Source organism: Ruegeria sp. K7, assembly GCF_056531785.1.
Genome location: NZ_JBQFMJ010000001.1, coordinates 695,544 through 710,121, shown reverse-complemented (window position 1 = coordinate 710,121; position 14,578 = coordinate 695,544). Strand labels below are relative to the sequence as shown.

At 57.9% G+C, this 14,578-nt stretch carries 18 protein-coding genes and 1 pseudogene; 9 read left to right on the top strand and 10 right to left on the bottom strand.

Features of this window, described 5'->3' with window-relative positions:
* Positions 1–28 precede the first annotated feature (28 nt).
* From ACR0FE_RS03530 to ACR0FE_RS03520, 3 genes and pseudogenes are all read left to right on the top strand, one after another.
* The gene (locus ACR0FE_RS03530) at positions 29–184 is read left to right on the top strand and encodes a hypothetical protein (RefSeq protein ID WP_480911073.1); all 156 of its coding nucleotides are present in this window, start codon (positions 29–31) and stop codon (positions 182–184) included.
* A gap of 112 nt (positions 185–296) precedes the next feature.
* Positions 297–1,904: pseudogene (locus ACR0FE_RS03525) on the top strand (phage tail protein).
* Positions 1,905–1,912: 8 nt separating this feature from the next.
* The gene (locus ACR0FE_RS03520) at positions 1,913–2,209 is read left to right on the top strand and encodes a DUF7742 family protein (RefSeq protein ID WP_480907417.1); all 297 of its coding nucleotides are present in this window, start codon (positions 1,913–1,915) and stop codon (positions 2,207–2,209) included.
* On the opposite strand, the gene ACR0FE_RS03515 is transcribed toward ACR0FE_RS03520, so the two are convergent.
* Positions 2,190–2,528, bottom strand: a complete 339-nt coding sequence (locus ACR0FE_RS03515; protein ID WP_170619146.1) for a TraR/DksA C4-type zinc finger protein — start codon at positions 2,526–2,528, stop codon at positions 2,190–2,192. The two genes, ACR0FE_RS03520 and ACR0FE_RS03515, sit on opposite strands and share 20 nt — an antisense overlap.
* Before the next feature lie 84 nt (positions 2,529–2,612).
* Here ACR0FE_RS03515 and cysE point away from each other — a divergent pair, with 84 nt between their 5' ends.
* Positions 2,613–3,422, top strand: a complete 810-nt coding sequence (cysE, locus tag ACR0FE_RS03510; RefSeq protein ID WP_170610280.1) for a serine O-acetyltransferase — start codon at positions 2,613–2,615, stop codon at positions 3,420–3,422.
* A 397-nt stretch (positions 3,423–3,819) separates the two neighbouring features.
* Here the strand turns inward: cysE and ACR0FE_RS03505 are convergent, their stop codons facing one another.
* The 7 genes from ACR0FE_RS03505 to ACR0FE_RS03475 all read right to left on the bottom strand — a co-directional run bounded on the left by ACR0FE_RS03505 (position 3,820) and on the right by ACR0FE_RS03475 (position 10,220).
* A complete protein-coding gene (locus ACR0FE_RS03505; protein WP_480911069.1) occupies positions 3,820–5,124 on the bottom strand; it encodes a pyruvate dehydrogenase complex dihydrolipoamide acetyltransferase in 1,305 nt (434 codons plus the stop codon).
* Positions 5,125–5,138: 14 nt separating this feature from the next.
* The gene (locus tag ACR0FE_RS03500) at positions 5,139–5,624 is read right to left on the bottom strand and encodes a hypothetical protein (protein WP_170610286.1); all 486 of its coding nucleotides are present in this window, start codon (positions 5,622–5,624) and stop codon (positions 5,139–5,141) included.
* Positions 5,625–5,627: 3 nt separating this feature from the next.
* A complete protein-coding gene (locus ACR0FE_RS03495; RefSeq protein ID WP_480911067.1) occupies positions 5,628–6,998 on the bottom strand; it encodes a pyruvate dehydrogenase complex E1 component subunit beta in 1,371 nt (456 codons plus the stop codon).
* Between the two features lie 15 nt (positions 6,999–7,013).
* Positions 7,014–8,003, bottom strand: coding sequence for a pyruvate dehydrogenase (acetyl-transferring) E1 component subunit alpha (pdhA, locus tag ACR0FE_RS03490; protein WP_170610291.1), 990 nt, complete (start codon positions 8,001–8,003; stop codon positions 7,014–7,016).
* A gap of 180 nt (positions 8,004–8,183) precedes the next feature.
* On the bottom strand, positions 8,184–8,483 hold the full coding sequence (locus ACR0FE_RS03485) for a septum formation initiator family protein (protein ID WP_170610294.1): 300 nt from the start codon (positions 8,481–8,483) through the stop codon (positions 8,184–8,186).
* Positions 8,484–8,615: 132 nt separating this feature from the next.
* Positions 8,616–8,960 carry a lysozyme inhibitor LprI family protein gene (locus ACR0FE_RS03480; RefSeq protein ID WP_480911064.1) on the bottom strand — a complete coding sequence of 115 codons (345 nt, stop codon included), beginning with the start codon at positions 8,958–8,960 and terminating at the stop codon, positions 8,616–8,618.
* A gap of 69 nt (positions 8,961–9,029) precedes the next feature.
* Positions 9,030–10,220, bottom strand: a complete 1,191-nt coding sequence (locus tag ACR0FE_RS03475) for a phosphoglycerate kinase (RefSeq protein ID WP_480911062.1) — start codon at positions 10,218–10,220, stop codon at positions 9,030–9,032.
* A gap of 134 nt (positions 10,221–10,354) precedes the next feature.
* Between ACR0FE_RS03475 and ACR0FE_RS03470 the strand changes: the two genes are divergently transcribed.
* Entirely contained in the window at positions 10,355–10,861 is a 507-nt protein-coding gene (locus ACR0FE_RS03470) for a peptidylprolyl isomerase (RefSeq protein WP_170610303.1), read from the top strand.
* Positions 10,854–11,411, top strand: coding sequence for a peptidylprolyl isomerase (locus ACR0FE_RS03465; RefSeq protein WP_170676460.1), 558 nt, complete (start codon positions 10,854–10,856; stop codon positions 11,409–11,411). Before ACR0FE_RS03470 ends, ACR0FE_RS03465 begins: the two co-directional genes overlap by 8 nt.
* Positions 11,412–11,415: 4 nt before the next feature.
* Here ACR0FE_RS03465 and ACR0FE_RS03460 read toward each other — a convergent pair whose 3' ends face one another.
* On the bottom strand, positions 11,416–11,703 hold the full coding sequence (locus ACR0FE_RS03460) for a hypothetical protein (protein ID WP_480911059.1): 288 nt from the start codon (positions 11,701–11,703) through the stop codon (positions 11,416–11,418).
* 70 nt (positions 11,704–11,773) lie between these two features.
* Between ACR0FE_RS03460 and ACR0FE_RS03455 the strand changes: the two genes are divergently transcribed.
* The gene (locus tag ACR0FE_RS03455; RefSeq protein WP_480911056.1) at positions 11,774–12,739 is read left to right on the top strand and encodes a DUF3179 domain-containing protein; all 966 of its coding nucleotides are present in this window, start codon (positions 11,774–11,776) and stop codon (positions 12,737–12,739) included.
* A 21-nt stretch (positions 12,740–12,760) separates the two neighbouring features.
* Here ACR0FE_RS03455 and aqpZ read toward each other — a convergent pair whose 3' ends face one another.
* Complete coding sequence (aqpZ, locus tag ACR0FE_RS03450) at positions 12,761–13,450, bottom strand: aquaporin Z (protein WP_480811741.1); 690 nt, start codon at positions 13,448–13,450, stop codon at positions 12,761–12,763.
* On the opposite strand from aqpZ, the gene ACR0FE_RS03445 reads away from it, so the two are divergent.
* Both ACR0FE_RS03445 and ACR0FE_RS03440 read left to right on the top strand, forming a co-directional pair.
* The gene (locus ACR0FE_RS03445) at positions 13,444–13,653 is read left to right on the top strand and encodes a hypothetical protein (protein WP_480811740.1); all 210 of its coding nucleotides are present in this window, start codon (positions 13,444–13,446) and stop codon (positions 13,651–13,653) included. The genes aqpZ and ACR0FE_RS03445 overlap by 7 nt on opposite strands.
* A 153-nt stretch (positions 13,654–13,806) precedes the next feature.
* A complete protein-coding gene (locus ACR0FE_RS03440) occupies positions 13,807–14,571 on the top strand; it encodes a hypothetical protein (RefSeq protein ID WP_480911052.1) in 765 nt (254 codons plus the stop codon).
* Positions 14,572–14,578: the final 7 nt, after the last annotated feature.

Below are 14,578 nucleotides of genomic sequence, written 5' to 3'. Positions count from 1 at the left end.
AAACTCTCGCATGAGGTCACAGGCAAACATGACTTTGATTACCCCGGAAGAGCGGATGTCCCAAACGGCTGAACTTTTGCAGTCGCTCGAGACGTCCATTCGCGGTTTGCGCCAGGCAGCGGAAGAACTGCGCAGGCAAATCGGAGCCGGGGAGGATGCAGATCTTGCTGGTACAGCAAAATAACTCGGGCAGTTAGAGGGGCTGATCCGAAGTTGCCAAAAAGTGGAGACAAGCTTTGTCGAACAACATCACAGACAAGCCGGGATTGCCCAAGGAGGATACACTTGCATCCGTCGTGACAGAGATCTGTTATGGAGCCGGTGTTCGCGAGATCGATGTGTCCGAGCTATATGGCGTCGTGCTCGGTTACGCGGTCGAAGATGTTTCCGATGCGCGTTCCGCGTTGCAGCCCCTGATGTTACGCTACGGTTTCGACGCAATCGAGCGTGACGGCATGCTTGTTTTCCGGATGCGTGACGGTCGGCGGCCTGTTGATCTGTCATCTGATCAATTGGCGCAGAGTGAAGAGGTTAGCGGAGACATCGAACATCGCCGCGAAGCCGAGGCTGAAATGACCGGCCGTGTCCGATTGCGATTTGTGCAATCCGATGCCGATCACGATGTTGTCGCCGAGGAGGCGATCCTGCCCGATGACAGCACCCATTCCGTGTCGGTCAACGAGATGCCCCTGTCAATGACGCGGGCCGAGGGACGCCAGACCGCCGAACGATGGCTGAGCGAAGCGCGCGTGTCGCGTGAGACAGCCCGCGATGCGCTACCGCCTTCGATGATGCATCTGGGGGCGGGCGATGTCGTCCGGTTGCCCTCGAACGGACAGGGCGCGCTGTACCGGATCGACCGGCTGGAACAGGCGGAGCTTCAGATTGTGGATGCGGTAAGGGTCGAACCGGGCGTCTACACGCCGTCTGATTTGCCTGACGATGCAGTGACTGAAAAACCCCATGTCGCTCCGGTGCCAGTTCTGCCGGTGTTCATGGATCTGCCATTGCTTACAGGATCCGAGGTGCCACACGCGCCATATCTGGCCGTATCCGCGAAACCGTGGCCAGGAAATGTAGCGGTCTATTCGGCGTCGGATGATGAAGGTTACGCTTTGAGCGGACTGATCCCGGGGCAGGCGATTATCGGAGTGACCGAAAGCCCCTTGATGCGGGCCACCCAGGGTATGTGGGACGAGGGTGCGCCGCTGCGGGTCAAATTAATCGACGGCGTGCTGGAATCGCGGCCGCGTCAGGCATTGCTCAACGGTGCGAATTTGGCGGCAATTGGTGACGGCACACTGGGGAACTGAGAGGTTTTTCAGTTCGCGACGGCAGATATGCAGGAGGTCGACACATATGCGCTTTCAGGACGGTTGCGTGGGCAGGTGGGAACCGACGCCCTAATGCCGGACGCCTGGCCGGAAGGATCTTTGTTCGTGATGCTGAACGATCATATCTATCAGACCAGCCTGTCACGCTCAGAGCGCCGGGTCGCCAGACATTATCGCATCGGGCCCGCAACACGGGGGCATGAAGACGCGTCTTTTGTGCATCAGATTCAGGCTTTCGACGGAAACGGCTTGCGGCCATATGCACCTGCGCATCTCAAAGCAGCCCAATCCGAAGGCGGTGACATGATCTCGTGGGTGCGGCGCACACGTATTGATGGCGATGATTGGTCAGGGCTGGATGTACCGCTGGGTGAGGAAAGCGAATCCTATCTGGTTCGGGTTCGGTCCGGCGCTGCGGTTTTGAGGGAAGACCTGACCGGCACTCCGCAGTGGCACTATTCCGCGGCGATGAAATCAACCGACGGCGCCAGCGGCCCATATAGTGTCGAGGTGGCGCAAGTCTCGGCCGTTTTCGGCGCGGGCTTGTTTGCCGGGCTTGTGGTCGGATAGGCAAATCCATGCGTCCTGTCCTTCACGGGGATGTCAGTGCTGCGGCGCGGGCCTTGTTGGCCGCGCCGCAGTGGGAGCGTCAGAAACTGTGCGCCCTAATGATCGCCGAGGCTGAGCTGGCCGATCAACATGTCAGGCGAACCGGCGATCTGCATCCGATATTCGGCAACGGATCGTTGATGGCCGCTGCGCGCTGCCGTCTGCTGGCGGATGAACCAGACTTTGGAGATATTCAATATTGCCAGTGCTTTGAAATGGTTCTGAGCCAACTGATCCGTTTTCTGGTTAGCCGGACGCACAGCTGACACATTTTCCAGCCGCCGGATCAAGGTCCAGCCGCCCGCGCGGGATTTCATCGCCGCAATCCTCGCAATACCCGAACTCACCATCGCCGATCCGTGTCAGGGCGGCTTGCAATCGGCGGGCCTCAAGATCCCGGTTTGCTTGCTGGGCCTTGGCCATGGCCTGATTTTGCAGCGCATCCATTCGGCTGAGGCGCCCCACGGCCTGTTGATCCAACTGAACAATCGCCTGGGCGTCTTTGCCCGCCTCTGATTGCGCGGCCAGTTCGCGCAATCGGTCGCGAATCTGTGTTTCGAAATCGGCCAGTTCGGACTCATTCATTTTCGTTACACTGCGGATCAAGGGTTTGCGTTTGGTGTTTTTACAACTAAATGGCATTCTAGGCGCAGCAAGGGATCAATAGCTATGTTTGAAACGCGCACCAAAGTGAGAAACATGGATCCGGTCTGGGATCGGATCACGGCCGAGGCGCACGCGGCTGTTGAAAAAGAGCCATTGATGGGCGGGTTGGTGCACGCATGTATCCTCCATCACCGCAGCCTTGAACGTGCGCTGTCGTATCGGGTGGCGGCCAAGCTGTGCTCGAACGAGATGTCGATGATGGTTCTGCGCGAGATCGTGGACGAGGCCTATGCCGACGACCACGGATTGATAGAAGCAGCGCGGGCAGACCTGATGGCCGTCTACGAACGCGACCCGGCCTGCCACCGGCTGTTGCAGCCCATTCTGTATTTCAAAGGCTACCAGGCAATGCAGGCCTATCGTGTCGCGCATTGGCTGTGGCGCAAGGGCCGTCATGACTTGGCTTATTTCTTCCAGATGCGTTCGTCCGAGATTTTTGGGATCGACATTCACCCGGCCGCGCAGATCGGAAAAGGCATCATGATCGATCACGCACACTCCATCGTGATCGGGGAAACCGCCGTTGTCGGTGATAACGTCTCGATGCTGCATTCTGTGACGCTTGGTGGAACCGGCAAAGAAGAAGAACAGCGCCATCCGAAGATCGGAAACGGTGTTCTGATTGGGGCCGGGGCCAAAGTGCTTGGCAATATCAAGGTCGGTAACTGCAGTCGCATAGCCGCCGGATCGGTGGTGCTGCAGGAGGTTCCGCCTTGCAAGACCGTGGCGGGCATTCCTGCCAAGATCGTGGGTGAGGCGGGCTGTGATCAGCCGTCGATCTCGATGGACCACATGCTGGGCAAAGACCAGTAAGGCAAATCAGTTCGAGCGGTTGTTCATTTTCTCCGACCGCTCGCACCTTCTTTCTTCCCATCGCTTCTTGCGCTCTTTGATCAAACTATCGCGCCGTTTTCTGTCTTGCGAATGCAGCAGGATCAGATGAACTGAAACGGGAATTTTCGCGCGGATAGTTGTTGGGCTTGGCCCTTAATGGCGCTGGAAGTGCTGTCGCCAGCAAAAATGAGCATCAGCAAAATTCTGACTGATTTCGCAGAGGTCATTGCACTCCGACAGGTAAAGGAGCCATGCGCAATGAGATGCGAGACGCCGATCTTTCTGAACAAAGCCGATGGTGATCTCGCCCTCTCACATCCTGAACAAGGGGCAAAGCCTCGCCGGATCAAGGATGCGGCGAGGCTGTTGTCTTGTTTCAGGCCAGCATGACCATCGGGTTTTCAAGATTGTCCACGATGGCTTGCAGCAACTGTGCGCCAAGCGCGCCGTCAATGACCCGGTGATCAACCGACATTGTGACCGACATGACCGTGGCGACCGTCAGTTCGCCATCTTCACCCACGACCGGCTTCTTCAACCCTGTACCAACGGCCAGAATACCTGCATGGGGCGGGTTCACGATGGCGTCGAAATTGTCGATACCAAACATGCCGAGGTTCGAAACCGCGAATGTACCGCCCTGATATTCATGCGGTGCCAACTTGCGTTCACGGGCACGACCGGCGAGGTCCTTCATCTCGGTTGACAGCGCAGAAAGCGATTTGGTGTCGGCGTCCTGCAGAACTGGGGTGAACAGGCCGCCTTCGATTGCAACCGCAACGGCGACATCCGACGGCTTCAGTTGCAGCACCCGATCGCCCGCCCAGACGGCGTTGCATTCCGGGACCTGTTGCAGCGCGTTGGCGACGGCCTTGATGATGAAGTCGTTGACGCTCAGCTTTACGCCACGGCCCTCCAGTTGTTTGTTCAACTGGCTGCGGAACTTGAGCAGTGCATCCAGCTTGATGTCGCGGCGCAGATAGAAATGCGGGATGGTCTGTTTTGCTTCACCCAGACGCGCGGCGATGGTCTTGCGCATCCCGTCGAGTTTGATCTCTTCGTATTCACGACCCTCGTACATGCGGGCAACCATATCGGCGGATGGGCCAGTTGGAGCCGCCGCCGCTGCAGGTGCTGACGCGGCTGCGGCGGGTGCCGCAGCAGGTGCGGTTACTGTTGCGCCTTCCACATCTGCCTTGACGATACGGCCATGGGGACCCGATCCGGACAATTGCGCAAGATCCAGGCCTTTCTGCGCCGCGATGCGTCTGGCCAGAGGTGATGCAAAGATGCGTCCGCCATCGGCTTTGGCCGGAGCAGCCGGGGCAGGGGCCGGCGCCTCGGGTGCCGCGGGCGCGGCAGCCTCGTTGCCCGCGGCGGCTGCAGGCGCAGCCGCTGGAGCAGCGGCAGGCGCGGCCGCGATATCATCGGCGCTTTCGCCATCGTCCAGAAGAACCGCAATAGCGGTGTTGACCTTGACCCCTTCGGTGCCTTCCGGGATCAGGATCTTACCAACAACACCTTCGTCGACGGCCTCGAACTCCATCGTGGCCTTGTCGGTTTCGATTTCGGCCAGCAGGTCACCCGAGGCGACGGTGTCGCCTTCCTTGACCAGCCATTTGGCAAGTGTTCCTTCCTCCATGGTGGGTGAAAGGGCGGGCATCAGAATTTCGGTGGGCATGTCTTCATGTCCTCTTACTTCGAGAATGAGTAGATCAGCGTTGCGATGTCGATAAGCAGAATAGCGGCACAAAAGGTGACGAACACACCAATCACCATGGAACGCGCGCGCGACACATGCGGGTGGTTTGTCTTCAGCCACTCAGTGAAGTTTCCCAGTGCCGCCGCGTCGCTGTGATCCAAAACCGCCAGGTAATCCATGCCAAGCTGCAAGCGCTGCTGCTCGAGCACGATGTAGATGACGGAAGCATACGAAACGATACAGGCAACGCTCAGCATTGCCCGGATAGGCCAGGCGTCGGTCAGACTTCCAACGATAAAGGAAAACTGAAACTCGATCCCGTTCAGGCCTTCCAGATTCAAAGCTATGCTGATGAAGGAAACGGCAAGGAACGCTGCGCAAACATAAAGCAGATTGCGGTTGTTGTCCTTTCGTGCGGCATCGAGGCTTTCGAAAAGCCAGTCTGCTCCCGAAGGATAATCTGCGTTCCTTGCAATCATCGCCTAGCGGTACGTCACTTGTTTGACGGCTGCGATCACCTCATCGGTGGTCACCAGCGCCAGTTTTTCCAGGTTTGCAGCGTAGGGCATCGGAACATCCTTGCCGGTGCAGTTGATGACCGGCGCGTCGAGGTAATCGAACGCCTCCTGCATCACCACGGATGAGATATAGCTGCCAACAGAACCTTGCGGCCAACCTTCCTCGACAGTCACCAGGCGATTGGTCTTCATCACGGAATTGATGATTGCGCCTGTATCCATCGGGCGGATTGTGCGCAGGTCGATCACTTCGGCGTTGATACCTTCCTCGGCCAGCTTGTCGGCGGCTTCCAGTGCGAACTGCATGCCGATACCGAAGCTGACGATGGTTACGTCGGAACCTTCGCGCCAGATACGGGCCTTGCCCAGCGGGACGGTCAGGTCGTCGACCTGAGGCATGTCAAAGCTGCGACCATACAGGATTTCGTTTTCCAGGAAAACGACCGGGTTGGGATCGCGGATGGCAGACTTCAGCAGACCTTTTGCGTCAGCGGCAGAGTAAGGCATGACAACCTTGAGGCCGGGCACCTGCATGTACCATGCCGCATAGTCCTGGCTATGTTGGGCTGCAACGCGTGCCGCTGCGCCGTTCGGGCCACGGAACACGATCGGACAACCCATCTGACCGCCGGACATGTAAAGTGTCTTGGCGGCCGAGTTGATGATCTGGTCAATTGCCTGCATGGCGAAGTTGAAGGTCATGAACTCGACAATCGGTTTCAACCCACCAAAGGCCGAACCCACCGCGATGCCGGCAAACCCGTGCTCGGTGATCGGAGTGTCGATCACACGCTTGCTGCCGAATTCGTCCAGCAGGCCTTGCGAGATTTTGTAGGCGCCCTGATACTCGGCGACTTCTTCGCCCATCAGGTAAACGTCCTCATCGCCACGCATTTCTTCGGCCATGGCGTCGCGCAAGGCTTCGCGAACGGTTTGGGGTTTCATTTCGGCATCTGCCGGCCAGTCGGGGGACAGATCCACCACCGGTGCCGCCGGTGCAGCAGCCGGAGCCGCAGCAGCGACCGCCGCCGGGGCAGCCTCGGGCGCCACTTCAGCAGCGGGCGCGGCCGACGGCAGGGCCGAGGCGTCTTCACCTTCCTCAACCAGAATGGCGATTGGAGTGTTCACCTTGACCCCTTCGGTGCCTTCCTCGATCAGGATCTTGCCAACGATGCCTTCGTCGACGGCTTCGAACTCCATCGTGGCCTTGTCGGTTTCGATCTCGGCCATGATGTCGCCGGATGAAACGGTGTCGCCTTCCTTGACCAGCCATTTGGCCAGCGTGCCCTCTTCCATCGTGGGCGAAAGGGCGGGCATCAGAATTTCGGTTGCCATGTCTTATTCGTCCTCTCAGGCGTAGATGTCGGTCCAGAGCTCGTCCAGCGACGGCTCGGGGCTTTCTTTCGAGAATTCGGCGGCCTTGTTGACGACCTCTTTGATCTCTTTGTCGATTGCTTTCAGATCATCTTCTGTCGCGTGTTTGCCGGACAACAGCAGCTCGCGCACATGTTCGATCGGGTCGCTTTGCTCGCGGACCTTCTGAACTTCTTCCCGTGTGCGATACTTGGCCGGGTCGGACATCGAGTGGCCGCGGTAGCGATAAGTCTTGACCTCAAGGATATACGGACCCTTGCCCGCGCGGCAGTGGGCGACGGCCTTTTCGCCGGCTTCCTTGACGGCCAGAACATCCATGCCGTTGACGATCTCGCCGGGAATGCCAAAGGCTTCTCCGCGAACGTAAATGTCCTGGGTCGAGGTAGAGCGGGCTTGCGCGGTGCCCATGGCGTACTGGTTGTTCTCGATCACGAAGACAACGGGAAGATCCCACAGGGCAGCCATGTTGAAGGTTTCATACACCTGACCCTGGTTCGCCGCTCCGTCGCCGAAATAGGTGAATGTCACCCTTCCGTTGCCCTTGTACTTGTCGGCAAAGGCCAGACCCGCGCCCAATGGCACCTGCGCGCCCACGATGCCGTGGCCGCCGTAGAAATGTTTCTCTTTCGAGAACATGTGCATCGAGCCGCCCTTGCCCTTGGACAGGCCGCCCTCGCGCCCGGTCAGTTCGGCCATCACGCCGCCGGGATCCATGCCGCAGGCCAGCATATGGCCATGATCACGATAAGAGGTGATGCGCTTGTCGCCTTCTTCGGCAGCAGCTTCGAGACCGACCACAACGGCCTCCTGACCGATGTACAAATGGCAAAATCCGCCGATCAGACCCATACCGTATAGTTGTCCCGCCTTCTCCTCGAATCGGCGGATTAGCAACATTTCGCGATAATAGAGTTTGAGTTCGTCCGCAGAAACGTTTGGTTTCTTTGTGGTTTTTCGCGCAGCCATTGTGGCAATCTCCCCCTTTCGGCAAGATAGTTTAGCGTTAAACTATCTCATAGAACATTTGACCGCATCTGGCGAGAGTAAAAGTAACGCAGGGGCAGGATGCGCGATCCTTGGCCTTGCGGTCTTCGTTAAAAGACTGCGGGCAAAGGTTTTTCGATGAAAAATCTGAAACCTCAGGGATCAGTGAATGACGATTTCATCCGTGCGGACCATACCCAGAACCGAACGGGCCTGCTGGTCCAGCAAATCAAGATCCAGGTAAGTGTCCGACAGACGGCGGGTCAGGTTTTCCATTTGCGAGGTCTCAGCCTCAAGCCGGGCCAGATCGCGCGACAGAGCGTCCCGTTCCGCAGCAATCTCGACCCGTCTGAACAGGCCAAAATCGCCCTGCACGGCGGCGAAGGTGAAATAGACACCCAGCATGAAAGCCACCATGAAGAACAAAACTGAGCCCAAACCGGGCCGATGGGAACGGGACACTCTGTTAACCGCCGTATGAAGTCTGCCTCAAAAACGTGCCCTTTGCGGACATCTGATCGCACTATGTCACAGGCGATTCGCGTTGTGAATCCCTTGATTCGCACTTTTTTGCGAATTGCCGAATTAGGTTTCTCAGCGCCATGCCGCCAGCGCCTGATTGCGGGTCAGAGTTTGCTGCTCCATGCAGGCCCAATAGAACATGGGCGCCGCGCTGCCATCGCTTGCCAGCTCCGGATCGCAAGTCGCGTCACGCGCTTTCAGCCAGGCGCGCTGTTCGTTCAACAGGGATTGACCGTTCCCACGCGCATCGGCAAGCGGTTTGACTTCGGCCCAGATACGGTTCAACTCGCGATCCGCGATTTCCCATTTTTCCTTGGCACAGAAATTGGCGTCGAGTTGGGTTTGTCCGCCACAACTGGATTGTGCGGCGGAATAGGCGGGGATCAATGCAACGATCAGGCAGGCAAGGTACGTCATGACAAAATCTCCAAATCAATAAGGAGAGTTTATCATGAGGCGCGAAATGCAGCCAATTTGTCTTTACGACTAGCCTTCCAATGCCGCGACGCCGGGCAGGGTTTTGCCTTCCATCCACTCAAGAAACGCGCCGCCGGCGGTTGAGATGTAGGTGAAATCGCTGGCTGCCCCCGACGCATTAAGGGCGGCAACCGTGTCACCCCCACCAGCAACCGAGATCAGCTTGCCCGACCGGGTCAGCGCAGCCGCTTTAAGCGCTGCGGCGTTTGTGGCAGCGTCGAAGGGTTCCAGCTCGAAAGCACCCAGCGGGCCGTTCCAGATCAGGGTCTGGCTTTGCGCAAAGATTTCGGTGATGGCCGCGACACTTTCGGGGCCGGCATCCAGGATCATACCCTCCGGGGGGCATCCATCAGATGGCAGAACCTGATGCGGAGCATGGGCTTCGAACTTTTCGGCGACCACGATGTCGCGGGGCAGGACAATCGTGCAGCCCGACGTCTCCGCCTTTGCCAGAATTTCCGCAGCCGTGTCCTTCATCGCGGTTTCGGCCAGCGATTTCCCGACATCAATGCCCTTGGCGACAAGAAATGTGTTCGCCATACCTCCGCCAATGACCAGATAGTCGACCTTGTCGATCAGATTGCCCAGCAACTCCAGCTTGGTCGATACCTTGGCCCCACCGACAACGGCAGTGACGGGGCGTTTCGGTGAACCCAAGGCGCCTTCCAGCGCCTCAAGTTCGGCCTGCATCAGACGACCGGCGCAAGCGGGAAGCAAACGGGCAAGCGCCTCGGTCGAGCTGTGGGCGCGGTGCGCGGCGGAAAACGCGTCGTTGCAATACAGATCACCCAGGCGTGCCATACCTGCGGCCAGGTCCGCACCGTTCTTGGTCTCTGCCGCATGGAAACGGGTGTTTTCCAACAGCAGCACCTGACCGGGCTTCAGTTCCTGCGCGGCCAGTTCGGCTTCGGCACCGGCGCAATCGGCGGCAAACAGAACCTCGGCTCCAAAAGCAGCCTCCAGGGTCGGTACCAGCTGTTTCAGAGACAGGCTCTCGCGGCGTTCACCGCCGGGGCGTCCGAAATGGGCCAGCAGGATAGGTTTACCGCCTGCGTTCAGGATATCGCGCACGGTCGGAACGATCCGCTGAATACGGGTTGCATCGGTCACGACGCCGTCCACGACCGGAACGTTGATGTCCACGCGCACCAGCACCCGTTTGTCGCCCATGTCCATATCGTCCAGCGTTTTCCAGCTCATCGCCCAATCCTCGTCATTTTTGAACCGATCTAGGCGGTTCTTTTCCTGCATTTTGCATTCAGGTCAATGCGTCACTTGGCATTCATGCGCCCGCATCATAGGTATTTGCGCAAGATAAACGACAGGAGGGCCAAATGGCCGAGATCAAGGATCCCGAAAACACCATCATCATCGAACTGAAGGATGGCAATGTCGTCATCGAGCTTCTGCCGGACGTGGCGCCCCAACACAGTGAGCGGATGAAGGAACTGGCGCGTGCGGGCGAATACGACAACGTGGCCTTTCACCGTGTGATCGACGGTTTCATGGCGCAAACCGGCGACGTACAGCATGGCGACATGGAAGACGGGTTCAACCTGCGCATGGCAGGTACTGGCGGTTCGTCCCTGCCGAACGTTCCGGCGGAATTCTCGAAACTGCCCCACGACCGGGGAACACTGGGTGCCGCCCGGTCACAGAACCCGAACTCGGCGAATTCGCAGTTCTTCATCAACTTCAAGGACAATCATTTCCTGAACGGCCAGTACACCGTTTACGGCCGCGTTATCGAAGGCATGGAGCATGTCGACGCCATCACCCGCGGCGAGCCGCCTGCAAGCCCCGACCGGATGGTCAGCGTCAAGGTGGCGGCAGATGCATAAGCTGGCGGCAGTTTTTGCTCTGATTGCCGGCCCGGCGCTGGCAACCGGGCTTGAGATCGAAGTCGAAGGTCAAGGGGCCAATGGTACCATCACCATCGACCTGTTCGACGACGTAGCCCCCAAACATGTTGAACAGATCGCAGCGCTGGCCAGCGAAGGTCAGTATGACGGTGTGATATTCCACCGCGTGATTGACGGGTTTATGGCACAGACGGGTGACGTGCATTTCGGCGATCAGAACTCTGATGAGTTCAACGCGGGTTTAGCCGGGCGCGGCGGTTCCAAACGTCCGGACTTGCCTGCCGAGTTTTCGGACGTGACGTTCGATCGTGGCGTTGTAGGCATGGCGCGGGGTAATAACCCCAACAGCGCCAACTCGCAGTTCTTCATCATGTTCGAGCCCGGTCCGTTTTTGGACGGCCAGTACACGGTCGTCGGAAAAGTCACGGACGGCATGGATGTTGTTGATGCGATCAAACGCGGTGAAGGGCAGAACGGTGCCGTCATCGGGCAGCCTGACGTGATGAAAAAAGTCACCGTGACCGAGTAATACCTCAAACCCGGCGCTGTTTCGCGCCGGGTTTTCCCATTCCGCTACCCTTCGATGAAATCGTGGATCGCACGGTATGAGCTTCCGGCGTCTGAAACGAAGCTAAGTGGCTTACATCTTTCAATGTCAACATTGCAGCAGCAGGGATCGCATCGGCGATCGCCTGTGAAAAATCCGTCAGGGTAGCCTCCTTGAATGGTGCGCCGGTTCTGACGGCCCATGATTTTGGCTGATGATGGCGACAGAATTTGGTGCCAGCGGCAGCTTCTTTGCCCCGATCCGGTGCATTCAATTTTGCGTGTATCGGTCTGGTCCAAGGGGGAAAGCTGCGTCAGCATGTCAGAACGTCAAGAGGTGGGCTGATGCGCGTTCTCTTTACATGTGCGTTGATGATTTGGGCCACGGCCACAGGAGCCGGTCCTGATGAGTGGCGTGCGGAATGGCCGGAGACCGATTTCAGAAAATCCGCAGTAACGAACTGGTCGGAAATCCGGTCCGGTGGCCCACCGAAAGATGGGATTCCGGCATTGGACGATCCCGGCTTTGTCCGCGTTTCCAGCGGCTCGCTTGCAGATGTCGAACCTGTGATAACTGTGGAACTGGAGGGAGCCGCGCCACGCGCCTATCCAATCCGCTATCTGATGTGGCATGAGATCGTGAACGACCGTATCGGCAGCACCCCCATCGCAGTTACATTTTGTCCGCTTTGCAACTCGGCCATCGTGTTTGATCGGCGTTTGTCCAATCGTGTGTTGAGTTTTGGCGTTACCGGTAAACTGCGTCATTCCGATATGGTGATGTATGACCGCGAAACCCAAAGCTGGTGGCAGCAGGCGACGGGTCAGGCCATTGTCGGACGCATGACAGGTCGCGAACTCAGGACTTTGCCGGTTTGGATGGAAAGCTGGGCCGATTTCAGCGCCCGCAATCCCGACGGGCTGGTGATGGCTGAACCCGCCTACAGCCGCGACTATGGGCGCAACCCCTATCGAGGCTATGACACGTCGCGTCGACCGTTTCTGTACTCCGGACAAGACCCGCCGCACGGCATTCCACCGCTTGAACGGGTCGTGCGTGTGGGGGACAAGGCATGGCCTCTGACGCGCCTGAACGAAGAACATGAAGTGCAGGAAGCGGGGCTGACGATACGGTGGTCAACGGGTCAGGCCTCGGCGCTGGATACGGGGCGGATAGCAAAAGGGCGTGATATCGGATCGATCCGCGTGCGGAATGACAAGGGCAGGGACGTTGTCCACGATGTCATGTTTGCCTTTGCCTTTCATGCCTTCTGGCCGAACGGGCAATGGATGGTCGGAGGCCGCCCTTAACGGCCTCCGACAGAATTCACCCTAGTCTTCCGGGGACATTACTTTCCAGATTACCGCTCCGATCGCGGCCCCGATCAGCGGCGCGACCCAGAACAGCCACAGCTGCGCCAGCGCCGGACCATCCGCAAACAGCGCCACACCAGTCGACCGCGCCGGGTTGACCGACGTATTCGTGACCGGGATCGAGATCAGGTGGATAAGAGTCAGGCCCAGACCGATGGCAATCGGGGCAAAACCCGCAGGCGCGCCGGCAGACGTCGCACCCAGAATGATCAGAATGAAGAACGCCGTCAGAACGATCTCGATGACCAGTGCGGACATCATCGAATACCCTTCGGGCGATGCATCACCGTACCCGTTCGATGCAAACCCGCCCACGCCTTCAAAACCGGGTGCACCGCTGACGATCATATACAGAACAATCGCCGCAACAATCGCGCCAACCACTTGCGCGCCCCAGTAGGGCAAGAGATCCTTGGCCGGAAACCTCCCGCCAATCATAAGCCCCAGGCTGACGGCAGGGTTGAAATGTCCGCCTGAAATATGCCCGACCGTATAGGCCATTGTCAGCACGGTCAGGCCGAACGCAAACGAAACGCCCAGCCAGCCAATACCAACATCAGCTACACCTGCAGCAAGTACCGCACTGCCGCACCCGCCCAGCACCAACCAGAAGGTGCCGAAAAACTCTGCCATTAATTTTGATGACATCAAAAGTCCTCCAGAAAACAATGATTTTCAGGTTAATTCAAAAAACACGTTTTGTGAAACTAATGAAATCGGAGAGCTTTTTTGCGAAAACGGGCCGCACTCAACAGACCATCGAGGACGCCCTGGCTGCGCTGCTCATTCGCCTGAGCATAGGGGACGTGAAACCCGCGTCGCATAAGCATCCTGAGCTGATGTTCTATTGACCGTCAGTTGCCGACTGCGGCACGCACATCACATCCGAGGCCCGAGATATTGTGTAAATTCCTGATGAGTGTTTCTGTGACGGGACCTCGGCAGTAAGTCTTGTTCAGTCGTTTGCGATCAAGGTCAAATCTTGGATGGGTCAAAAACAGAAAATGCCACCTAGTGCAAAACTGCCCGGGGACCATCCGTTCGCCGGTGTCATCGAAGATGCATATCGCGTTCTTTCCTACCCCAGGCCAACACGAACCGGCGTCTGCGAAGGGTGCTGCATGGAGGCGTCCATCGAAGCGGATTTCTTCAATCCGGATATTGAAGACCTGCCTCTGCACTACATTCGGGATTGGTTCTTTGCGGCATGTGATCCGAAAGGCGTCGATAAGACAATTTGGGCCTATCTCCTGCCACGTATACTGGAAGTTCTGGCATGTGATGAAGACGTCAGTTCGAACGGGCTTGAAGTCAGCCTGAGCCGGTTTGAAACCGGCAACCCGGATAACTGGTCAGCCGAGGAATGGAATGTGCTCGATCGGTTTCAGCGCCTCTTCCTGATGCGCGAGATCGACCGGCAAGGGCATGATTACCTGGATGATACGATCTGTATGTTCAGCCTGGGTGGGTGGCCATTGGAAACCCTGCTGGCGCAGGTTGCGGATGTTGCCGATGACAAGCTGGTCTGCCGGTTCTGGAACGACTGGTGCGCCGGTCGCGTTCCTGGTCGCGAGGCGATTTGGATCACCGCCTTTTGGCCAAGCCCGAACAACTCCAGAATATTCGACTTCTACACATCAAAAGAGATGCATCAGAGGTTTGAGAAGCTGGCTTTTGCAGACGACACCAAGGCAGAACTTGCCGAAAAGGCAATTGCAGTTGCGGGAATCATAGAAACCAATGCCACGTGGAACCAGCGTGAGACCTAGAAGGCCC